This window comes from Burkholderia sp. SRS-25 (assembly GCF_004343765.1).
Lineage (GTDB): Bacteria > Pseudomonadota > Gammaproteobacteria > Burkholderiales > Burkholderiaceae > Burkholderia > Burkholderia contaminans.
The window spans coordinates 294,314-314,826 of sequence record NZ_PTXM01000007.1 but is presented as its reverse complement, the minus strand read 5'-3'; the positions used below and the strand labels follow the sequence as shown (position 1 = coordinate 314,826).

Annotated in this window: 19 protein-coding genes; 6 read left to right on the top strand and 13 right to left on the bottom strand. The window is 69.6% G+C overall.

Annotated features, from left to right (window positions below):
- Positions 1–38 precede the first annotated feature (38 nt).
- The 5 genes from C5O79_RS11705 to C5O79_RS11685 form a co-directional block, all read right to left on the bottom strand.
- Positions 39–1,052, bottom strand: coding sequence for a Gfo/Idh/MocA family oxidoreductase (locus C5O79_RS11705; RefSeq protein WP_046545452.1), 1,014 nt, complete (start codon positions 1,050–1,052; stop codon positions 39–41).
- 73 nt (positions 1,053–1,125) lie between these two features.
- The gene (locus C5O79_RS11700) at positions 1,126–2,037 is read right to left on the bottom strand and encodes a sugar phosphate isomerase/epimerase (RefSeq protein ID WP_122473825.1); all 912 of its coding nucleotides are present in this window, start codon (positions 2,035–2,037) and stop codon (positions 1,126–1,128) included.
- A gap of 43 nt (positions 2,038–2,080) precedes the next feature.
- Positions 2,081–3,106, bottom strand: coding sequence for an ABC transporter permease (locus C5O79_RS11695; protein WP_043182493.1), 1,026 nt, complete (start codon positions 3,104–3,106; stop codon positions 2,081–2,083).
- Between the two features lie 26 nt (positions 3,107–3,132).
- Positions 3,133–4,716 (bottom strand): sugar ABC transporter ATP-binding protein, encoded by a 1,584-nt coding sequence (locus tag C5O79_RS11690; RefSeq protein WP_047850368.1) that lies wholly within the window; start codon positions 4,714–4,716, stop codon positions 3,133–3,135.
- Between the two features lie 68 nt (positions 4,717–4,784).
- Positions 4,785–5,711: a sugar ABC transporter substrate-binding protein gene (locus tag C5O79_RS11685; protein WP_047850369.1), complete on the bottom strand. Its 927-nt coding sequence runs from the start codon at positions 5,709–5,711 to the stop codon at positions 4,785–4,787.
- A gap of 317 nt (positions 5,712–6,028) precedes the next feature.
- Between C5O79_RS11685 and iolC the strand changes: the two genes are divergently transcribed.
- The 5 genes from iolC (at position 6,029) to C5O79_RS11660 (ending at position 12,355) form a co-directional block, all read left to right on the top strand.
- On the top strand, positions 6,029–7,987 hold the full coding sequence (gene iolC, locus C5O79_RS11680) for a 5-dehydro-2-deoxygluconokinase (protein WP_047850370.1): 1,959 nt from the start codon (positions 6,029–6,031) through the stop codon (positions 7,985–7,987).
- 40 nt (positions 7,988–8,027) lie between these two features.
- Positions 8,028–9,911: a 3D-(3,5/4)-trihydroxycyclohexane-1,2-dione acylhydrolase (decyclizing) gene (gene iolD / locus C5O79_RS11675; protein ID WP_047850371.1), complete on the top strand. Its 1,884-nt coding sequence runs from the start codon at positions 8,028–8,030 to the stop codon at positions 9,909–9,911.
- Between the two features lie 61 nt (positions 9,912–9,972).
- Positions 9,973–10,902, top strand: a complete 930-nt coding sequence (iolE, locus tag C5O79_RS11670; protein WP_122473823.1) for a myo-inosose-2 dehydratase — start codon at positions 9,973–9,975, stop codon at positions 10,900–10,902.
- A 60-nt stretch (positions 10,903–10,962) separates the two neighbouring features.
- Positions 10,963–11,778 (top strand): 5-deoxy-glucuronate isomerase, encoded by an 816-nt coding sequence (gene iolB, locus C5O79_RS11665; protein WP_122473822.1) that lies wholly within the window; start codon positions 10,963–10,965, stop codon positions 11,776–11,778.
- An 82-nt stretch (positions 11,779–11,860) separates the two neighbouring features.
- A complete protein-coding gene (locus C5O79_RS11660; RefSeq protein ID WP_122473821.1) occupies positions 11,861–12,355 on the top strand; it encodes a heme-degrading domain-containing protein in 495 nt (164 codons plus the stop codon).
- 53 nt (positions 12,356–12,408) lie between these two features.
- Here the strand turns inward: C5O79_RS11660 and C5O79_RS11655 are convergent, their stop codons facing one another.
- The 8 genes from C5O79_RS11655 to C5O79_RS11620 all read right to left on the bottom strand — a co-directional run bounded on the left by C5O79_RS11655 (position 12,409) and on the right by C5O79_RS11620 (position 19,419).
- Entirely contained in the window at positions 12,409–13,155 is a 747-nt protein-coding gene (locus C5O79_RS11655; RefSeq protein ID WP_039347419.1) for a glucose 1-dehydrogenase, read from the bottom strand.
- A gap of 166 nt (positions 13,156–13,321) precedes the next feature.
- Entirely contained in the window at positions 13,322–14,026 is a 705-nt protein-coding gene (locus tag C5O79_RS11650) for an ABC transporter ATP-binding protein (RefSeq protein ID WP_122473820.1), read from the bottom strand.
- Positions 14,023–14,775: an ABC transporter ATP-binding protein gene (locus C5O79_RS11645; protein WP_122473819.1), complete on the bottom strand. Its 753-nt coding sequence runs from the start codon at positions 14,773–14,775 to the stop codon at positions 14,023–14,025. Before C5O79_RS11645 ends, C5O79_RS11650 begins: the two co-directional genes overlap by 4 nt.
- On the bottom strand, positions 14,772–16,001 hold the full coding sequence (locus C5O79_RS11640; protein ID WP_122473818.1) for a branched-chain amino acid ABC transporter permease: 1,230 nt from the start codon (positions 15,999–16,001) through the stop codon (positions 14,772–14,774). Before C5O79_RS11640 ends, C5O79_RS11645 begins: the two co-directional genes overlap by 4 nt.
- Positions 15,994–16,929, bottom strand: coding sequence for a branched-chain amino acid ABC transporter permease (locus C5O79_RS11635; protein ID WP_122473817.1), 936 nt, complete (start codon positions 16,927–16,929; stop codon positions 15,994–15,996). The genes C5O79_RS11640 and C5O79_RS11635 overlap by 8 nt, the downstream gene beginning before the upstream one ends.
- Positions 16,930–16,936: 7 nt before the next feature.
- Entirely contained in the window at positions 16,937–17,374 is a 438-nt protein-coding gene (locus C5O79_RS11630; protein ID WP_047851088.1) for a thioesterase family protein, read from the bottom strand.
- Between the two features lie 139 nt (positions 17,375–17,513).
- Positions 17,514–18,050, bottom strand: coding sequence for an NUDIX domain-containing protein (locus C5O79_RS11625; protein WP_039347430.1), 537 nt, complete (start codon positions 18,048–18,050; stop codon positions 17,514–17,516).
- Between the two features lie 121 nt (positions 18,051–18,171).
- Entirely contained in the window at positions 18,172–19,419 is a 1,248-nt protein-coding gene (locus C5O79_RS11620) for a YbfB/YjiJ family MFS transporter (RefSeq protein WP_122473816.1), read from the bottom strand.
- Between the two features lie 123 nt (positions 19,420–19,542).
- Between C5O79_RS11620 and C5O79_RS11615 the strand changes: the two genes are divergently transcribed.
- The gene (locus tag C5O79_RS11615) at positions 19,543–20,457 is read left to right on the top strand and encodes a LysR family transcriptional regulator (RefSeq protein ID WP_122473815.1); all 915 of its coding nucleotides are present in this window, start codon (positions 19,543–19,545) and stop codon (positions 20,455–20,457) included.
- The last annotated feature ends 56 nt before the right edge of the window (positions 20,458–20,513 follow it).

The window sequence follows — 20,513 nt, the reverse complement described above, 5'->3', positions numbered from 1 at the left end:
TCGGTCGGTCCGGTAGGTCAGCGACGGGCGGCCGCGGGTCAGCCGCGATAGAACGCGGGACGCTCGGCCATCGCGATCGGCTCGACCGCGCCGCTCTGCTGGGCCCGCACGCACGCGTCGGCCGCGACTGCCGCCGCGTAGCCGTCCCACGCGGACGGCCCCGTCAGCGCGCCCTGCCGCACGCCGTCGATGAACGCCTGCAGCTCGACGTCGTACGACGCGATGAAGCGCTCCTTCCAGTCGGTCATGATTTCGACCGACTGCCGGGCCGCATGCTTGAGCCCGACGGCCGGCGGATCGGGCAGCTTCGCGATGCCCTGCTCGCCGACCACCTCGCACTGGATGTCGTAACCGTACTGGCAGTTCACGAAGATCTCGACGTCGATGCGCACGCCGCTCGCGGTTTCAAGCAGCACGATCTGCGGATCGGCGAGATGCGCGGATGCATGGCGCGTCTTCTTCGGATAGACGACCTGCGCGCTCGCGTAGTCCTCGCCGAGCAGCCAGCGCAGCACGTCGAGTTCGTGGATCAGCGTGTCGGTGATCGCCATGTCGGTCGTGTAGCGCTCGCCGACCGACTGGTTGCGGTGCGCGCAATGCAGCATCAGCGGCGCGCCGATCTCGCCGCTGTCGATCACGCGCTTCAACGCGCGATAGCCTTCGTCGTACGGCCGCATGAAGCCGACCTGCACGAGCCGCTTGCCGTGCGCGACTTCCGCTTCGACGATCCGCATGCAGCCGTCGGCCGTGACCGCCAGCGGCTTCTCGCAGAACACCGGCTTGCCGTGCGCGATCGCGTCGAGCACGAACGCTTCGTGGGTCGGCCCCCACGACGTGACGAGCACGGCCTGCACGTCGGCGGCGGCGACCACTTCGTGGCCGTCGCCGTAGATCTCGGCGTCGAGCCCGTATTTCGTCACCGCGTCGCGCGCCTGCTGCGGATCGATGTCGTTGACGGCCACGACGCGCGCGCCGGACAGCGTGCGGGTCAATCTGCGAATGTGGTCCTGGCCGATCGCGCCGCAGCCGATCACGCCGATTTGCAAGGTCATGCAGTTGTCTCCAGTCGTTCGTTCATCAGCGGCGCGGCCCGTGCCGCGCCGGTCGGCAATCGTCATCAGCCGGTCAGCGCGCGGTTCGATCGAAATGGCAATCGACGTAGCGCTGGATCGCGTCGCGCATGTAGCGCGACGAGGCTTCCGCGCGGTCTTCCCACGCGAACACGCACGACGACATCACGCCGTCGAAGCCGGCGGCGCCGAGCGCGCGAAAAAACACGTCCCAGTCGATCTCGCCCTGCCCGATGTCGAGATGCTGGTGCACGCGGATCTGGTTCGAGCCGGGCGGGTTCACGATGTAGCGCAGCTGGCTGCTCTTGCGGTGGTCGAACGTGTCGGCCACGCGCACGTGCGCGAGGATCGGCGCGGCCTGCGCGATCATCGCGGCCATGTCGTCGCCGTAGTAGAACGTGTGCGGCGCGATGTACGACAGCTTCAGCGACGGCGAGCCGAGGTTCGTGACGATGTCGATCGCCGGCTGCAGCTGCTCGATCCAGTCCTCCGGATGCGGCTCGACCGACAGCACGATGCGCTCGCGCTCGAGGATCGGCAGCAGCTCGTCCATCGAACGGAACCACGCGGCCTCGCACAGCTCCTTCGGGTTCGCGCCCGGCCGCTCGCCGACCGAGCGCTCCGGCGACGCGCCGCGCCCGAACTCGGACACCATCAGCGGGCACTCCATCTCGAGCGCGACCTCGATCGCCTTCTTCCAGCAGCGCACGGCCCATTGCCGCTCGTCGTCGAACGGGCTGGCCCAGCGGTAAATCGGCTGCAGCGACGCGAGACCGACGCCGCTCGCGTGCATCGCCTGGCGGAACGCGGCCATGCGCTCGCGCGTCGCGCGGGGCATCACCCACCAGTCGAGAAAATCGCTGCGCGGCGACAGCTCGATCTGGTCGTAGCCGAGCTCGGCCACCGCGTGCGGCAGCCGGTCGAGCGGCAGGTGGCGAATCATGTAGGGGTCCAATGCGATCTTCATCGGGCTTCCTTCGCGGACAGGGGTTCCGGGCTCATGCGTGCGCTCAACGGCGCTTCTTCTTGTTGCGGTACTGGTCGGCGATCACGGCCGCGACGATGATCGCGCCCTTCACCATCTCCTGGTAGTACGCGTCGATGCGGATGAACGTGAAGCCCGACGTCATCACGCCGAGGATCAGCACGCCGATCACGGTGCCCGTCACGCGGCCGAGGCCGCCCGACAGCGACGTGCCGCCGATCACGACCGCCGCGATCGCATCGAGCTCGTACATCACGCCCATGCCCGACTGGCCGGAGATCGCGCGCGCGGCCGTCACGGTGCCGGCGATGCCGCTCAGGAGGCCCGCGATCGCGTAGACGAAGATCAGGTGGCGCGTGACGTTGATGCCCGACACGACGGCCGCATGACGGTTCGCGCCGATCGCATACGTGTACTTGCCGAAGCGCGTGTAGCGCAGCACGACGTGGAAGATCGCGGCGATCACGAGAAAGATGATCACCGGGTTGGCACCCGCGCCGATGGCCGCGAACTGGTCGGTCAGCATCGACACCGGCATCCCGTTCGTGAACCACTTCGCGAAGCCGCGCGCGGCGACCATCGTGCCGAGCGTCGCGATGAACGGCGGGATACCCGTCATCGCGATCAGCGAGCCGTTCAGCAGGCCGACCAGCAGCCCGACGCACACGCCGGCGAGCACGGGCCAGATGATCGGCAGGTCGGTCAGGTGCGGAAACACCGCGCGCGGGAAGTCGGACACCTGCGCGAGACTCGCCGAGACGACCGCCGCGGCGGCCACGACCGAGCCCGACGACAGGTCGATCCCGCTGGTGATGATCACGAGGTTCACGCCGACGGCGATGATGCCGATCACGGCCATCTGCAGCACGATGATCTCGAGCCGCTCGGCGTTGAACAGGAAGCTCTGGCCGACGACGATCCAGCCCACGATCTCGAAGAACAGGCTGATGCCGACGAGCACGAGGAAAATGCTCAGCTCGGGCGGCCACTTCGTGTGCCGCGCCTTGAGGGTCATGGTCTGCGCATCCGCGACCGGGTTCAGGTTGCCCATTGCTTTGTCTCCAATCTTGTTTCGGCTCAGCGCGACGCGAGATCCATGATGCGGACCTGGTCGGCGTCCTTGCGATCGACGATGCCGGTCATGCGCCCTTCGTGCATCACCATCACGCGATCGCTCATTCCCAGCACTTCCGGCATCTCCGACGAGATCATCAGCACCGCGACGCCCTTGCCGGCGAGCGCGCTGACGAGCCGGTGGATCTCGGCCTTCGCGCCGACGTCGATGCCGCGCGTCGGTTCGTCGAGGATCAGGATGCGCGGCTGCGTGAGGAGCCACCGGCCGATCAGCACCTTCTGCTGGTTGCCGCCCGACAGGTTCTGGATTTCCTCGTGCAGCCCGGGCGACTTCACGCGCAGCATCCGGCTCATTTCCTCGCAGTCGCGCTTCAGTTGCGCCTGCCGCACGAAGTTGAACTTCACATAGCGGTTGCTGAGCACCGCGGCTTCCATGTTCGCGAGCAGGTCGAGATTCAGGAAGCAGCCGGTGTCCTTGCGGTCTTCGGTGAGGAATGCCATTCCGTGCTTCATCGCCTGCGCGGGTGTCGTGATGCGCACCGGCTTGCCGTCGATCCGGATCTCGCCCGACGTGGCCGGCACGACGCCGAACAGCGCCTCCGCGACGTTCGAGCGCCCCGAGCCGACGAGGCCGGCCACGCCGAGGATCTCGCCCGCGCGCAGCTCGAAGCTCACGTCGCGGAACACGCCGTCGACGCCGAGGTTCTTCACCGACAGCACGACCTCGCCGATCGGCACCTCTTCCTTCGGGAACATCTGCGTGATCTCGCGCCCGACCATCATGCGGATGATGTCGTCGCGCGTGACGTCGCTCGACGCATGCGTGCCGATGTACTTGCCGTCGCGGAACACCGAGAACTCGTCGGCGATCTCGAACAGCTCGTTCATCTTGTGCGTGATGTAGACGATGCCCTTGCCCTGCTCGCGCAGCTGGCGAATGATCCGGAACAGGTGCGTGACTTCCTTGTCGGTCAGCGCGGAGGTCGGCTCGTCCATGATCAGCACGTCCGAGTCGAACGACACGGCCTTCGCGATCTCGACCATCTGGCGGCTCGCGACCGTCAGCGTGCGCACGTCGGTTTCCGGATCGATGTCGATCGACAGCCGCTCGAACAGCTCGGCCGTCTGGCGGCGCAGCGCGGCATGATCGATCAGGCCGAAACGGTTCTTCGGTTCGCGGCGGATCCAGATGTTCTCCGCGACCGTCATGTACGGCATCAGGTTGAGTTCCTGGTGGATCATCGCGATGCCGCGGTCGAGCGCATCGAGCGGGCCGTTCAGCACGACCGGCTCGCCGTTGATCAGGATCTCGCCCTGGTCGGGCGTGTAGACGCCCGCGATGATCTTCATCAGCGTCGACTTGCCCGCGCCGTTCTCGCCCATCAACGCATGAACGGTGCCGCGACGCACGCGGAACTGCACGCCGTCGAGCGCGACGACGCCCGGAAAGGACTTGCCGACGCCGCGCACCTCGAGCACGCAGTCGGCCGCGGAAGAAGCCGGCGGGGCCGACACGCCGGTCGAGCCGGACGAAGCGGCCCGCGCATCGTCGCCGGCCATCGGGCGCGCGACTCTGGCTGTAAACATGGACGTTCCTCGACAAGTCGCGCGCGAACCCGGTCGTGCCGGGCTCGCGCAGTTCAACGGATCACCGGTCAGTGCTTCGCGTACTGGTTCATGTTCTCGGGCGTCACGAGCTCGAACGGCACGTTCACGTAGCGGTCGACCGGCTGCTTCTTCGCGAGCTTGAGCGCAGCCGCGACGGCCTGCTGCCCCTGGCCGGATGCGTTCTGGTATACGGACACCTTCAGCTCGCCGGCCTTCATCGCGGCCAGCCCGTCCGGCGTCGCGTCGATGCCGGCCACGACCGTCTTCGGCGTGAGCTTGCGCGCGGCCTTCAGCGCGTTGATCGCGCCGATCGCCATCTCGTCGTTGTTGGAGACGATCGCGTCGAACTTCGTGCCGGAGCTCAGCCAGTTCATCGTGATGTCCTGGCCCTGCGTGCGGCTCCACTTGCCTTCGCGCTTGTCGACGATCTTCATGCCCGAGCAATCCTTCGTCGCGATCACGTCCTCGATGTCCTTGGTGCGGGCGCGCGCCGATTCGTTGGACAGCTCGCCCATCAGCACGAGAAGGTCGCCCTTGCCGCCGAGCAGCTTGCACACCTGGCGCGCCTGCAGCGTGCCCGACTGCTTTTCGTCGGATGCGACGACCGCGACGCCGGCCGGCAGCTTGTCGAAATCGACCGGCTTGCGGTTCACGTAGATGAGCGGAATCTTCGCCGCGGTCACCATCTTCGTGATCTTCGGCGTCGCGTCGGTATCGACCGGATTCACGATGATCGCGTCGACCTTCTGCGCGATCATGTTCTGGACCTGGCTCAACTGCTTGCCGACGTCGTTGCCGCCGTCCTCGATCTGCACCGTCGCGCCGTCCTTCTTCGCCGAATCGGCGATGCTGTTGCGCAGGATGGTCAGGAACGTGTCGTCGAACGACGCCATCGTCACGCCGATCTTCTCGGCATGCGCGAGCGGCGCTGCCAGGATCGCGGCGGCCGCGACGGCCATCAGCTTGGTCTTCATGATCAATCTGTCTCCTCATCTCCGGGGGGCGGAAGACGGCGCGTTGCGCGCCGCCGGGCCGAGTCCGATCTGGTCCGATCGGGACTGAAGCATCCGGATGAAACTGTAGATCACTTCCTCGAAAATTTGGAAATTTATTTCTACGTGATTTCACCTAGGGAACTGGATTTCCAAAAAGTCTAGACTCCGTTCCGTAGCCCGATTCCTTGCGGCAGGCAGCCCCGCGTCGTGCAGCACACGGTGCGGATCGTCGCCAGAGGTTCGGTCCCCTAATCCGCCGGCATCGCCGAACGCCGGCCGCGAGCGTGACACGTGATATGAGCCTGCTGAACTTTCCGAGTGACCGCCCCATCGATCTCGCCTGCCTCGGCCGCGTGGCCGTGGATCTCTATGCGCAGCAGTACGGCAGCCGCCTGGAAGACGCGCGCAGTTTCCAGATGTATCTCGGCGGCTCGTCCGGCAACGTCGCGTTCGGCGTGGCCCGGCTCGGGCTGAAGACCGCGATGATCTCGCGCGTCGGCGACGAGCAGATGGGGCGCTTCCTGCGCGAGACGCTCGAGCGTGAAGGCTGCGACACGAGCCAGCTGCAGACCGACCGCGAGCGCCTCACCGCGCTGGTGCTGCTCGGGCTGAAGGATCGCGACACGTTCCCGCTGCTGTTCGTGCGCGAGAACTGCGCGGACATGGCCGTGCGCGCCGACGAAATCAGCGAGGACTTCATCGCCGGCTGCCGCGCGCTCGCGATCACCGGCACGCATTTGTCGACGCCGGGCACGCGCGAGGCGTCGCTGACCGCGCTCGGTTATGCGCGCCGCCATGGCGTCGTGCGGATCCTCGACATCGACTACCGGCCGGTGCTGTGGGGGCTGACCGCGCGCGGCGCGGGCGAAAACCGCTACGTGCCGGACGCGCAGGTGACGCGGCAATTGCAGCAGGCGCTCGGCGAATTCGACCTGCTGGTCGGCACCGAGGAGGAGTTCCTGATCGCGGGCGGCGTGCCGCACGACGTGATCGGCTCGTTGCAGGCGGTACGCGAGATCACGAAAGCGACGCTGGTCGTCAAGCGCGGCGCGCTCGGCTGCTGCGTGATCGAAGGCGACATTCCCGAGCGCATCGACGATGCGCCGACCTTCCTCGGCGAACGCGTCGAAGTGCTCAACGTGCTCGGCGCGGGCGACGCGTTCCTGTCTGGCCTGCTGTCCGGGCTGCTGCGCGGCCGCGACTGGGCCGAATCGACGCGCATCGCGAACGCGTGCGGCGCGATCGTCGTGTCGCGCCACGCGTGCTCGGCCGCGATGCCGACGCCGGCCGAGCTGGCACACTGGTTCGACGGCAGCCGCAACCCGGTGGTCGACGCCGACCACACGCTCGCGCACCTGCATCGCGTGACGGTGCCGCGCCGCGAATGGGACGACCTGTGCGTGATGGCGTTCGACCATCGCAGCCAGTTCTACGAACTCGCGGTGCAGGCCGGCGCGGACGAAGCACGGATCAAGACGTTGAAGCGCCTGCTCGTTCGCGCGGTCGAACAGGTCGAGCGCGATCGTCATATCGAGGGCCACGTCGGCGTGCTGATCGACGGCGGCGGCTACGGCAGCGACGCGCTTGCGTCGGCGACCGGACGCGGCTGGTGGGTCGGCCGCCCGGTCGAGCTGCCCGGCTCGCGGCCGCTGCGTTTCGACGAAACGCGCTCGGTCGGCTCGTCGCTCACGCACTGGCCGACCGAACAGGTCGTGAAGTGCCTCGTGCACTATCACCCGGACGACCCGGTCGACCTGCGCGTCGAACAGGAGCAGCGGGTGCTGGAACTGTGGGAAGCCACGCGCGCCAGCGGCAACGAACTGCTGCTGGAAATGATTCCGCCGCGCGCGGTCACGCCGGCCGGCACCGAGGACGACGCGGTGCTGCGCACGATCGCGCGCTTCTACAACCTCGGCGTGAAGCCCGAATGGTGGAAGCTCACGCCGCTCACCGCCGACGGCTGGACGCGGCTCGCCGCGCTGATCGCCGAGCGCGACCCGTATTGCCGCGGCGCGGTGATCCTCGGGCTGAACCAGCCGCTGCAATACCTCGTCGACAGCTTCCGCTCGGCGACCAACCCGATCGTCAAGGGCTTCATGGTCGGGCGCACGCTGTGGGCCGATGCGTCGCTGAACTGGTTCGCCGGCCGGATCGACGACCAGGCGCTGATCGACGAAGTCGCCGGCAACTTCGCGCAGCTGGTCGACGCATGGCTCGGCCGCCGTGCCGCGGCTGCCCGCGCCGCCGCGGCCTGACGTGATGCCTGCGATGCCCCCCTCCTCTTCACCGACCGACATGACCTCTACCGTGAGACTGACCGTCAGCCAGGCGCTCGTGCGCTATCTGGCCGCCCTGCGCGCCGAAGTCGTCCAGCCCGACGGCCGCACCGAGATCCTGCCGTACTGCGGCGGCGTGTTCGCGATCTTCGGCCACGGCAACGTAGCCGGGCTCGGCGAGGCGCTGCACGCTGAAAAAGACCGGCTGCCGACCTTTCGCGCCCACAACGAGCAAGGGATGGCCAATGCGGCCGTCGCGTTCGCGAAAGCGAATTTCCGCCAGCGGATGATGGCCGCGACGTCGAGCATCGGCCCCGGCGCGACCAACATGCTGACGTCGGCCGCGCTCGCGCACGTCGGCCGCCTCCCGCTGTTGCTGCTGCCCGGCGACGTGTTCGTGTCGCGCCTGCCCGACCCCGTGCTGCAGCAGGTCGAGGATTTCGAACAGGGCGACGTCAGCGCGAACGACTGCTTCCGGCCGGTGACACGCTACTTCGACCGGATCACGTCGCCCGAGCAGTTGCTCGTCGCGCTGCCGCGCGCGATCCAGGTGATGACCGATCCCGCGCAGTGCGGCCCCGTGTGCCTCGCATTGCCGCAGGACGTACAGACCTTCGCGTACGACTGGCCCGAGGATTTCTTCGCGCCGCCGGTGATCCGGATGCGCCGGCCGCCGGCCGACGCGCTCGAACTCGCCGATGCGCTCGACGCGCTGAAAGCCGCGAAGAAGCCGCTCATCGTCGCGGGCGGCGGCGTGCTGTACAGCCAGGCGTGGGATGCGCTGCGCGCGTTCGCCGATACGCACGGCGTGCCGGTCGCCGAATCGCAGGCCGGCAAGGGCAGCCTCGCGTGGGACCATCCGTTGAATCTCGGGTCGATCGGCGTGACGGGCTCGCCTGCCGCGAACCGCGCGGCCGCGCAGGCCGACGTGGTGTTCGCGGTCGGCACGCGGCTGCAGGACTTCACGACCGGCTCGCATGCGCTCTACGGCAACGCGACGCTGTTGAGCCTGAACGTGCAGCCGTTCGACGCGGGCAAGAAGCGCGGCCGCCAACTGGTGGCCGATGCGCGCACGGGCCTCGGCCAGCTGTCGGCCGCCCTGGCCGGCTGGCAAGCCGATCCGGCATGGACCGCAAGCAACCGCGACCAGGCCGCCGCATGGAACGCGCGCGTGACCGAACTCACGACGCGCGTGCCGAAAGACACGCTCCCGTACGACGCCGAAGTGATCGGCGCGGTGCGCGATTCCGCGGCCGACGCGGGCCGCGACAGCGCGCGCGACGACCTCGTCGTGTGCGCGGCCGGCACGCTGCCGGCCGAACTGCACAAACTGTGGCGCAGCGGCGTGGCGGGCAACTACCACATGGACTACGCGTACTCGTGCATGGGCTACGAGGTCGCGGGCGGCCTCGGCGCGAAACTCGCGCGGCCCGAACGCGAAGTGATCGTGATCGTCGGCGACGGCTCGTACATGATGCTCAACGCGGAACTCGCGACGTCCGTGATGCTCGGCCGCAAGATCATCGTCGTGATCCTCGACAACCGCGGCTACGGCTGCATCGAGCGGCTGCAACTGAATTGCGGCGGTGCGAGCTTCAACAACATGCTCGACGACTGCGTGCCGGAAGGCGGCGAGCGCTCGACGATCGATTTCGCGATGCATGCGCGCGCGATGGGCGCCGAAGCCGTGCACGTGCGCGACATCGGCGAGCTGCGCAGCGAGATGAAGCGCGCCCGCGCGGCGAAGAAGAGCCAGGTGCTCGTGATCGACACCACGCACCGGCGCACGACCGATGACGGCGGCGCATGGTGGGAAGTCGCGGTGCCGCAAGTATCCGAACGCGCCGGCGTCGATGCAGCGCACCGCGCGTATCTCGATGCGAAGACCCGGCAGCGGCGCTGATCCGCCCACCCTTTCCATCGGCCGCGCCGAAACAACAACATTCGAACCCAGGAAACACGTCATGAGCTGGAACGTCCGCATCGGTATCAATCCCCTGTCGTGGATGAACGACGACCTGCCGTCGCTCGGCGGCGAGACGCCGCTCGACACGGCGCTGAAGGAAGGCGCCGAAATCGGCTACGCGGGCTTCGAGCTCGGCAACAAGTTTCCGAAGACGGGCCCCGAGCTGAAGGCGAAGCTCGCCGAGTTCGGCCTTGTGTGCGTGTCCGGCTGGTATTCGGGATTCCTCGCAGAAGTCGAGCCGGGCATGAGCGACGCCGATGCGGTCGCCGCCGAGATCGAGCGCTGCCGCGCGCACATGACGAAGCTGCAGGTCAACGACGTGAAGGTGGTGGTCTACGGCGAATGCGCGGGCACGATCCAGGGCAACATCGACACGCCGGTCGCGAAGCGCCCGCGCTTCGTCGACGCCGAAGCCTGGCGGCGCTACGCGGCGCGCCTCGACGCGTTCGGCGCGCACCTGCTCGACACGTACGGGATCAAGCTTGCCTACCATCACCACATGGGCGCGTACGTCGAGTCTCCCGACGACGTCGACCGGCTCATGGCGCTGACCGACCCGGCGAAGGTGTTCCTGCTGTTCGACACCGGCCACGCGTATTTCGGCGGTGCGGCCGATCCGGTCGCGCTGCTGAAGAAGCATGTGTCGCGCGTGGTGCACGTGCATTGCAAGGACGTGCGGCCGCAGGTCGTCACGCAGGCGCGCAACGACGGCTGGAGCTTCCTGAACGGCGTGATCAACGGCACCTTCACGGTGCCGGGCGACGGCGCGCTCGACTACGAGGCGACGCTGCGCACGCTGAAGGACGCCGGCTACGAAGGCTGGCTCGTCGTCGAGGCCGAGCAGGATCCGGCCGTCGCGCCGAGCTACGCGTATGCGAAGAAGGGTTACGAATCGCTGCGCGCGATCGTCGACCGGTTGAGCGCGTAAGCGCGTGAACGCATGACCGCATGAACGCGTGAGCCCTACCCTGATACGGAGCCCCACCCCATGACGATTTCTCCCCTGCTGGTCAAGGCCTCTGCCGACCGCGAGATCTGCAACGTCACGCCCGAGTCGGCCGGCTGGAAGCACGTCGGTTTCCGCGCGCTGCGCCTGAAGGCCGGCGACACCGAAACGCTCGACACCGGCGCGCGCGAACTGTGCGTCGTCGTGCTCACCGGCACGGTACGCGCGGATGTCGACGGTAAAACCTACGATGCGCTCGGCAAGCGCGCCAGCGTGTTCGAGGACGTTTCGCCGGACGCGCTGTACGTGCCGGGCGGCAAGACGGTCACGCTGGTCGCGACGCGCGATGCGGAAGTCGCGCTGTGCACCGCGCCGTACGTGAGCGGCGACAAGCCCGTGCAACGCCTCGACGGCGAGCGGATGCGCCGCTCGGTACGCGGGCAAGGCACCAACACGCGCTACGTGTGCGACATCCTGATGGGCGACAACCCGGCGGCCGACCGGCTGCTCGTGGTCGAGGTCGTCACGCCGGCCAGCCATTCGAGCAGCTATCCGCCGCACAAGCACGACCGCGACGCGGCGCCTGACGAAACGTCGCTGGAGGAAACCTATTACCACCGGATCGATCCGCCGCAGGGTTTCGCGTTCCAGCGCGTGTACACGGACGACCGCAGCCTCGACGAAGCGTGCGCGGTCGAGGACCACGACGTCGTGATGGTGCCGCGCGGCTACCACCCGGTGGTCGCGCCGCACGGCTACAACCTGTACTACCTGAACGTGATGGCCGGGCCGAGCCGCGCGTGGGCGTTCAAGAACGATCCCGCGCACGAGTGGATGCTCGACGCACCGAAGCAGTGATGGAAAGACGGGCCCGCGCGCGGCCCGTGACGATGCGACGCCCGGCGCGCGCACCCAGCGCCGGCGACGCCACGGAGCCGCCATGGTGACGACCCTCTTTCGCCTCGAACCCTACCCCTTCGACGACGACGCGTCGAACCCGGCGCTGCCGCGCTTCGATGCGGCCGTGGCCCGCCGGATGGGTGAAATCGCCGTCAACCTTGCGTCGCGCCGCGGGCTGCCGATCGCGGTGAGCATCGTCGGCGAGCAGGCGCCGCTGTTCTACTGCGCGCTCGACGGCAGCGTCGCCGGCGACAGCGACGCGATCCGCCGGCGGCAGAACACGGTATTGCGCTTCGGCCTCAGTTCGCTCGCGGTCGGCGAGCGCTTTCGCCGCGCCGGCTGGTCGCTGCAGTCGCAGGGGCTGTCGGACGACGACTATGCGCTCGACGGCGGCGGCGTGCCGTTGCGGATCGCCGGCGCAGGCATCGTCGGTGCGATGACGATCGCGGGGCTCGACTCGGAACGGAATCACGCGCTCGTCGTCGAGAGCCTGCAGTGGCACGTCGGCCGTTATGCGCTCGCGATGCACGCGTAGCGTGACGGGCGGCACCATCGGCGCACGCGCGCCGCTGCACCGCCCTTGCCGGATCAGTTCAACCCGCCGCTCACGACGAGGTGCTCGCCGGTCATCCAGCGCGCATCGTCCGATGCGAGGAACACGGCCACCGACGCGATGTCGTCCGGCTCGCCGAGGCGGCCGAGCGGCGTCTGGCTGCGCACCTGCTTTTCGAGATCGGAGCCGATGATCCCCGCGCTGTGCGCGCCCTCGGTCACGATCATCCCCGGGTTGATCGCGTTCACGCGAATCTTGCGCGGGCCGAGTTCGAGCGCAAGCACGCCGGTGATCGCGTCGACCGCGCCCTTGGTGCCGCTGTACACGGCGCTGGCCGGCGGCGTGATGCTGGTCACCACCGAGCTGATGTTGATGATGCTCGCGCCTTCGCCGAGATGCTTGACCGCTGCCTGCGTGGTCAGCAGCACGCCGAACACGTTCGTGTCGAACTGCCGGCGGTAGTGCTCTTCGGTGATCGCTTCGATCGGTGCGAATTCATACACGCCGGAATTGTTGACGAGCACGTCGAGACGGCCATACGTGTCGATCGCGGTATCGACGATGCGTTGCGCGTCGGCTGCCTTCGACACGTCGCCACCGACCGCGACCGCGCGGCCGCCGGCTTCGACGATCGCGCTCACGACCGCATCGGCGCCCGCCTTGCTGCTCGCGTAGTTCACGACGACCGACGCGCCTTCCGCGGCCAGTGCCTTCGCGATCGCCGCGCCGATGCCCTTCGAGCCGCCCGTGACGATCGCGACCTTGTTTGCCAGCTTGCTCATGATTTCATTCCTCAGTCCAAGACTTTCGATGGAGGGTGCCGGCTGCCGGGTTGTTGCGTCGATGTGCAACCGGTATGACCGGCAATTTACGGTGCGGCATGGCGGCGATAAAGCGGCTCGCCACGAATTGACTGGCAGCGTTTCCCGAACAATCGCTCGCGCGCCGTCAGCCGGCGCTCAGCCATGCGTTCGCGACGTCGCCGCCCAGGCCGTCGAGCGCACCGTCGTAGACGATCCGCCCGCGCCCCATCACCGCGACGCGCCGCGCGAGCCGCGGCGCGAACTGCAGCCGCTGCTCGATCAGCACGATCGCGACACCGTCAGCCTGCAGCGCGGCGAGGCACGCGCCGACTTCGTCGACCGCGAGCGGCGCGAGCCCTTCCGCCGGTTCGTCGACGATCAGCACGCGCGGGCGGCCGGCCAGCGCCCGTACCAGCGCGAGCACCTGCTGCTCGCCGCCCGATAGCCGCCCCGCTTTCACGTCCGCGCGCGCGGCCAGCAACGGAAAACGGTCGAACAGCCGTTCGAGCGCCGTGCGTTCGGCCGCGCCGCTGACGCCGCGCAACCCGAGCCGCAGGTTGTCGCGCACCGTCAGCAGCGGGAACACGTCACGGCTTTCGGCAACGTAAGCGACGCCGCGCCGCGCGATCTCGAACGTGCGCGCCCCCACGCATTCGGCGCCGCCGATGCGCACCGAGCCGGCCGTGCGCACGAGCCCCATCACGGCCTTCGCGAGCGTCGAGCGCCCCGAGCCGTTGCGGCCGAGCAGCGCAAGCGTCTCGCCCGGCGCGAGCGCGAGATCGACGCCGTCGAGCACGGGTTGCAGCCCGTACCACGCGCGCAGCTCGCGAATGTCGAGCAACGCGCTCATGCGCCGCCCTCGCCCAGATACGCGGCCCGCACGACCGGATCGGCGCGGATCGCATCGGGTGCGCCGGTCGCGACCACCGTGCCGCGCACGAGCACCGTGATGCGTTCGGCGAAGCCGAACACCGCATCCATGTCGTGCTCGATCAACAGGACCGTGCGCCCCTGCGTCGTCGCACGAATCAGCGCGATCATCCGCGCCGCCTGCGCGCGGCTCATGCCGGCCGTCGGCTCGTCGAGCAGCAGCGTGCGCGCGCCGCTCGCGAGTGCGATCCCGAGATCGAGCGCGCGCTGTTCCGCATAGCTCAGTTCGCCGGCGAGCGTGTCGCGGTGCGCATCGAGGCCGATGTCGTGCAGCACGCGAGCGGCCGCGAGATCGACCGACGCCGATTCGCGCAGCCGGTTCCACCAGCGCCGCCGCTCGGCCGGCGCATGCAGCGCTGCGCAGCGCAGGTTGTCGAACACGGTCAGCCGCGCGAACGCGCTCGTCTGCTGGAAACTGCGGCCGATGCCGAGCCGGCTCGCGACGACCGGCCCGCGCCCGTGCAGTTCGACGCCGTGCAGCACGACGCGCCCGCGCGTCGGCCGCACCGCGCCGGCGATCACGCCGAACAGCGTCGACTTGCCCGCGCCGTTCGGCCCGATCAGCGCATGACGCTCGCCGGCCGCGATGCTCAGCTCGACGCCGTCGAGCACCGTCTGCGCGCCGAAGCGCTGCACCACGCCGTGCAGCGCGATCGCGTTGCCGTTCATCGCCCGTCCTCCCGCTTGCGGGCCTGCCCGCCCGGCACGAGCCGCGCGCGCCAGCCCCACAGCAGCGTACCGATGCCGAACGCGGAGCACGCGACGGCCCAGCCGGCCGGCGTATCGGCGTCGATGCTCCAGGCGCCGAACGCGAAGCCCGCGCCGTCGTCCTGCGCGAAGCGCCACGCATAGCCGAGCTCGGCCGCGCAGACGAGCGCGACGCCCCAGAACACACACGCACCGGCCGCGCACAGCATGCGCCACCGCTCGGCCGCCGGCGCGCCGCGCCGCAATGCATGCGCGAGCGCTTGCACGATCCCGGCGATTCCGCGCGGCGCGGCCACGACGATCACGACGAACAGCACGCCGAGATACAGCGCCCACGCACGCGACACGCCCGCGACGACGATGCTCAGCACCGTGAGGACGGCGGCCCCGGCCGCCGGCCCGAAGAACGCGCCGGTGCCGCCGATCACCGCGGCGATCAGCACGGTCGCCGAGCGCGCCATCGATACGCTGTCGGGCGTCGCGATTTCGACGTCGATCAGCGTCAGCGTGCCGGCGACGCCGGCGAAGAACGACGCGCAGGTGACCATCGCGAGCCGCACGCGGCGCGGATCGGACCCGAGCGCGGCGACGCGCACCGGGTTGTCGCGCACCGCATTCGCGAGCCGCGCGAGCGGCGTGCGTGTCAGTGCGTGCATCGCACACGCCGATGCGAGGCACCACGCGGCGATCACCGCATACGCCTGGACGGGTGCGCCGAAATGCCAAGCGCCCCACGGCGTGCCGCTCGCGCGGTCGATCGGCACGCCGCCGATCCCGCCGAACCAGGCCGGCACGCTCCACGCGGCGGCCGCGACGCATTCGCCGAGCCCGAGCGTGATCATCGCGAACGCGGTGCCCGAGCGGCGCGTCGCGAGCAGCCCGGCGGCGAAGCCGAAGCCGGCGCCGGCCACGCCGCCGACGAGCGGCAACAGCGGCAGCGGGCCGCCGAAGTGGTTGAACCAGTGAGCGGCCGCGAACGCGCCGAGGCCTGCGAACGCCGCGTGCCCGAACGACAGCAGCCCGGTCGTGCCGAGCTGCAGGTTGTACGACAGCGCGAGCACGACGAGCGCGGCCGTCTGCGCGAGATAGCCGAGCACCGCGCCGTGCGGCCACAGCCATGCGGGCAGCACGACGCATGCCGAGAACAGGGACCAGCGCACGACGCCGGCGAGCGTGCGGCTACGCATCGGCACGCTCGCCGAACAACCCGCGCGGCCGCACGACCAGCACCGCGATGAGCAGCAGATACGGCACCAGCGGCGCCAGCTGCGCGATCGACACCGCGGCCACGCTGTCGGGCAGCGCGATGCCGGCCCATTCCGTGAGGTCGCGCAGCGACGTGTCGCTCGCGGCCGCGAAGGTCTGCGCGAAGCCGACCGCGAGCGACGCCGCGAACGCGCCGCCGAGCGAGCCGAGCCCGCCGATCACGACGACCGCGAACACGACCGACCCGACGGTTTCGGCCAGCGCGGGCTCGATCACCGCGAGCGGCGCGCCGATCACGCCGGCCAGCGCCGCGAGCGCGGTGCCCGCGCCGAACAGCGCCGTCATCACGCGCGGCACGTCGTAGCCGAGCGCCTCGACGGCCGCGCGGTGCGTGAGCGCCGCGCGCACGACGAGCCCGATGCGCGACGCGCGCAGCAGCGCGCCGAGCGCGACCAGCATCGCCGTGGACATCCCCATCATGAACAGCCGGTAGCGCGGCAGCGCGAGGCCGAATATGGTCACGGGCGCGCCGTCGAACAGCGCCGGCACGGGCGCCGGCAGCGGCGCGAGGCCCCACACGAGTTTCGCGCCCTCGCCGATCAGGTACGCGAGGCCGAAGGTCAGCAGCAGTTCGCTCGTATGGCCGCGCGCCTGCACGCGGCGCAGCAGCGTGCGCTCGCAGCCGGCGCCGAGCAGCCCGACCGCGAGCGGCGCGAGCACCAGCGCGGGCCAGAAGCCCGCGCCGGCCGCGATGCTGTAGCCGACGTACGCGCCGAGCATGTAGAAGCTCGCATGCGCGAAATTGAGCACGCCCTGCACGCTGAAGATCAGCGTGAGTCCGGCCGACAGCATGAACAGCAGCAAGCCGTAGCTGAGGCCGTTGAAGGCCTGGAGCGCGAACGCGTGCACTGCGCAGTCAGGCCGCGAGCGGCTCGAGCGCGGCGCGCAGCGCGTCGGGCAGCGGCACCGGCCGGCGCGTGCCGCGATCGACGTACACGTGCACGAAATGCCCCTGTGCGGCGGGCGATGCATCGCCCTGCGCGAACAGCCCGACCTCGTAGCGCACGCTCGACGTGCCGAGCTTCACGACCCGCAACCCGGCGTCGACCGACTGCGGGAACACGAGCGGCGCGAAGTAGTTGCACTGCGTCTCGACGACGAGGCCGATCGTCTGCCCGTGCTCGACGTCGAGCACGCCCGCGCGGATCAGGTATTCGTTCACGACCGTGTCGAAGTAGCTGTAGTAGACGACGTTGTTCACGTGCCCGTAGACGTCGTTGTCCATCCAGCGGGTCGTGATCGTCAGGAAGTGGCGATAGGCGTCGCGCGGACGCGGTTGCGGCTTGTCGGACATGGCGATGGCGGTCAGGACGATGGAAGCGTGGTGGACGACGCGCGGCCGCCGCGGGACACGGCGCACCGGCAGGAAGCGGAACGCCGCGCCGCGATCGCTCGCGGCACGGCGGATGCAACGCGGCTCACGGGCCGGCCCGTCACTGCCCCGGCCGGTCGACGAACTCGAAATCGAGGCCGCGCGCACGCATCCAGTCGGCGAGCGCGACGCCCGTGCCGGCGCGCCACGGGCGCAGCAGCGGCGGATCGACGAGCTTGTATTCGAGCAGTTCCGGCGACAGCGCGACCGTGCCCGATGCGCGCACGTGGTACGCGATGATCAGCTCGTTCTTGCGGATGAATTCGTAGACGCCGACGAGCGACACGTGCTCGGCCTTCAGCGCCGTTTCCTCGAAGACCTCGCGCGCGATGCCGTCCTCGGGCGTCTCGCCGTTCTCGAGGAAGCCGGTGATCAGCGCGAACATGCCTTCGGGCCAGGCCGCGTTGCGCGCGAGCAGGATCTTGCCGTCGAGCTCGACGATCGCGGCGACGACGGGCAGCGGGTTGTTCCAGTGCACATAGCCGCAGGTGTCGTCGGGGCACGCCTGGCGAATGCGGCCGCCTTCATGGTCGGGATCGGCGCGCTCGGTGAGCGGGCTCGCGCAGCGCGGGCAAAAGCGGTAATCGGCGGTGGTCATCGATGGGGATCTGGCAGGCGCCGGACGGCCGCCTGCCGGCTGCCCGCGCACCCGCTCGGCGCGGGAAAGGCTTCATTCTAGCGAGTTTGCCCGTGCCGCAGACGATCCGGCCCCCTCGACATCAGGGTTGCCGGCGCCCTCGCGCGGCGGTCGCCGCGAAGCCGGCGGCGCCCAGCAGCAGCGCGGCTACCGCCACCCACAGCGCGGGGGAAAACGACCCGAAGCGCGCGGCCAGCGGCGCCGCGACGAGCGGACCGAGAATCTGCCCGACCCCGTACGACGCGGTCGCATAGCCCATCAGCCCGGCTGCCCGCTCGCCGTGCAAGCGCCGCGCCTCGCGCATCGCGAACAGCGTGATCGCGGTGAACGGCAAGCCGAGCAGCGCGCTGCCGACCGAGAAACCGGCCGCGTTCGGCCACACGATGCCGGCGGCGATGCCGAGCGCCTGCGTCGCGCAGCCGGCCGCCAGCAGCAGCCGGTTGTCCCAGTGCGCGGGCAGCCGCGCGGCGGTGATCGCGCCGACGATCAGCGCCGCGCCGAACATCGGCCAGAACAGGTCGGGCCATGGCGAGCCGGCCGGCAGCGCGGCGCGCGCGATCACGGGCAGGAACGTCGCGGTGATGATGTAGCCGAAGCCCGGCATGCCGTACAGCACGACGAGCCATGCGGCGTCCGCGCGATGGCGGCGTTCGTGCGCGTGGTTCGACGCGGTGGCGGCGGCCCCATGCGGCGCGGCACCGCCCGGCGGCGGCACGGCTTGCGCCGGGGCGGCCGCAAACGTGCGCCAGATCACGACCGACAGCACCGCAGACAGCGCGGCGAACCCGAGCCAGCCCGACGCCGCGCGCTGACCGGCCAGCGCGCTGCCGATCAGCCCCGTCACCACGATGCCGACGCCGGGCCCTGCGTAGATCACCCCGCTCCACTCCGGCGCATGCAGTTCGGCCAACCGCCGCAGCCCCCATTGCGACACGAACACGAACGTCCATGCGCTGACGATGCCCGCGACGAAGCGCACCGCGAGCCACACCGGCAGCAGGCGGCCCACACCCATCGCGGCGGTGAGCAGCACGGTGGCCACGAGCCCGACACGCACCATGCGCGCGGGCGCCATCCGCAGCGCAGCGCAACTGACCGCGCCGACGAAGTAGCCCGCGTAGTTCGCCGACGCGAGCCAGCCGCCGGCCTTCAGGCCGATCGAGCCGTCCGCGAGCATCAGCGGCAACAAGGGTGTGAACGCAAAGCGGCCGACGCCGAGCACGACCGCGAGGCCGATCATGCAGGCCAGCGCCGCCGTGCGGGCGCGGCGGTCGGCATCATCGACGGGAGGCGCGCCGGCGGCGGCGGTCGGGGCATCGGAGCGGGACATGGCGGCAAGGGCCGGCGTTCAACGCGCGGGCCGGATCGGAAATCGGAATGCTTCCATCCTAGCTTGACCAAACGTTCTCGAAAAATGAATAATTAAGAATCCAATCATCACTCGGAGAGAATCATGGACCTGGCGGCGCTGGCGATTTTCCGGGCCGTGGTGCGCGAGAACGGCGTGACGCGCGCGGCGGCCAAGCTCAATCGCGTGCAGTCGAACGTCACGACGCGCATCAAGCAGCTCGAGGAGGAACTCGGTGCGGCGCTGTTCGTGCGCGACGGCCGCCGCCTCGTGCTGACGCCGGCCGGGCACACGCTGCTGCCCTATGCGGAGCGCCTGCTCGCGCTCGCCGACGAGGCGCGCGATGCCATACGCGAGGACACGCCGCGCGGGCGGCTGCGGCTCGGCACGATGGAGAGCACGGCTGCGAGCCGCCTGCCGACCGTGCTCGCGCGCTATCACCACGCGTGGCCCGACGTGTCGCTCGAGCTGCTGACGGGCACGACGGGCTGGCTGATCGACCGCGTGCGCGATTTCGAAATCGACGCCGCGCTGTTCGCGCGCCCGCCCGCGCCGGAGACGCTCCCCGACACGTTCGAGACGGTGCCGGTCTTCCGCGAGGACCTGGTGCTGCTGACGCCGCGCGGCCACCCGCCGGTGCGCACGCCGCGCGACGTGATCCTGCCGACGCTGATCGCGTTCGAGCGCGGTTGCACGTATCGCAAGTACGTCGAGCAGTGGTACGCAGGGCACGGCGTCAAGCCGGCGCGCGTGCTCGAACTCGGGTCGTATCACGCGATCGTCGCGTGTGTCGCGGCGGGTGCCGGCATCGCGGTCGCGCCGCGTTCGGTGCTCGATTTGCAGCCCGAAACCGGCAACATCGCCGCGCACGTGATCCCCGAACTGGAAGGCATCGATACGCTGCTCGCGTGGCGGCAGGGTTATGCGTCGGCTGCCCTCGCCGCGCTGCGCGATGCACTCACGGAAGCCGGACGGCCGCCCGCCGATGCGACGAAGCCGACGGTGACCGTGACGGCCTGACCCGTGTTCGCGCGTCGCCGCCCGGATCGACGCGCACAAACAAAAAGACCCGACCG

Excerpts from the sequence above, each read along its gene's own strand:
- C5O79_RS11645 (WP_122473819.1), bottom strand. The coding sequence starts at position 14,775 with ATGAACGGCAACGCGATCGCGCTGCACGGCGTGGTGCAGCGCTTCGGC.
- iolC (WP_047850370.1), top strand. The coding sequence starts at position 6,029 with ATGAGCCTGCTGAACTTTCCGAGTGACCGCCCCATCGATCTCGCCTGC.
- C5O79_RS11705 (WP_046545452.1), bottom strand. The coding sequence starts at position 1,052 with ATGACCTTGCAAATCGGCGTGATCGGCTGCGGCGCGATCGGCCAGGAC.
- C5O79_RS11690 (WP_047850368.1), bottom strand. The coding sequence starts at position 4,716 with ATGTTTACAGCCAGAGTCGCGCGCCCGATGGCCGGCGACGATGCGCGG.
- C5O79_RS11660 (WP_122473821.1), top strand. The coding sequence starts at position 11,861 with ATGGTGACGACCCTCTTTCGCCTCGAACCCTACCCCTTCGACGACGAC.
- iolE (WP_122473823.1), top strand. The coding sequence starts at position 9,973 with ATGAGCTGGAACGTCCGCATCGGTATCAATCCCCTGTCGTGGATGAAC.
- C5O79_RS11630 (WP_047851088.1), bottom strand. The coding sequence starts at position 17,374 with ATGTCCGACAAGCCGCAACCGCGTCCGCGCGACGCCTATCGCCACTTC.
- C5O79_RS11685 (WP_047850369.1), bottom strand. The coding sequence starts at position 5,711 with ATGAAGACCAAGCTGATGGCCGTCGCGGCCGCCGCGATCCTGGCAGCG.
- iolD (WP_047850371.1), top strand. The coding sequence starts at position 8,028 with ATGACCTCTACCGTGAGACTGACCGTCAGCCAGGCGCTCGTGCGCTAT.
- C5O79_RS11700 (WP_122473825.1), bottom strand. The coding sequence starts at position 2,037 with ATGAAGATCGCATTGGACCCCTACATGATTCGCCACCTGCCGCTCGAC.
- C5O79_RS11640 (WP_122473818.1), bottom strand. The coding sequence starts at position 16,001 with ATGCGTAGCCGCACGCTCGCCGGCGTCGTGCGCTGGTCCCTGTTCTCG.
- C5O79_RS11650 (WP_122473820.1), bottom strand. The coding sequence starts at position 14,026 with ATGAGCGCGTTGCTCGACATTCGCGAGCTGCGCGCGTGGTACGGGCTG.
- C5O79_RS11615 (WP_122473815.1), top strand. The coding sequence starts at position 19,543 with ATGGACCTGGCGGCGCTGGCGATTTTCCGGGCCGTGGTGCGCGAGAAC.
- C5O79_RS11655 (WP_039347419.1), bottom strand. The coding sequence starts at position 13,155 with ATGAGCAAGCTGGCAAACAAGGTCGCGATCGTCACGGGCGGCTCGAAG.
- C5O79_RS11695 (WP_043182493.1), bottom strand. The coding sequence starts at position 3,106 with ATGGGCAACCTGAACCCGGTCGCGGATGCGCAGACCATGACCCTCAAG.
- iolB (WP_122473822.1), top strand. The coding sequence starts at position 10,963 with ATGACGATTTCTCCCCTGCTGGTCAAGGCCTCTGCCGACCGCGAGATC.
- C5O79_RS11625 (WP_039347430.1), bottom strand. The coding sequence starts at position 18,050 with ATGACCACCGCCGATTACCGCTTTTGCCCGCGCTGCGCGAGCCCGCTC.
- C5O79_RS11620 (WP_122473816.1), bottom strand. The coding sequence starts at position 19,419 with ATGTCCCGCTCCGATGCCCCGACCGCCGCCGCCGGCGCGCCTCCCGTC.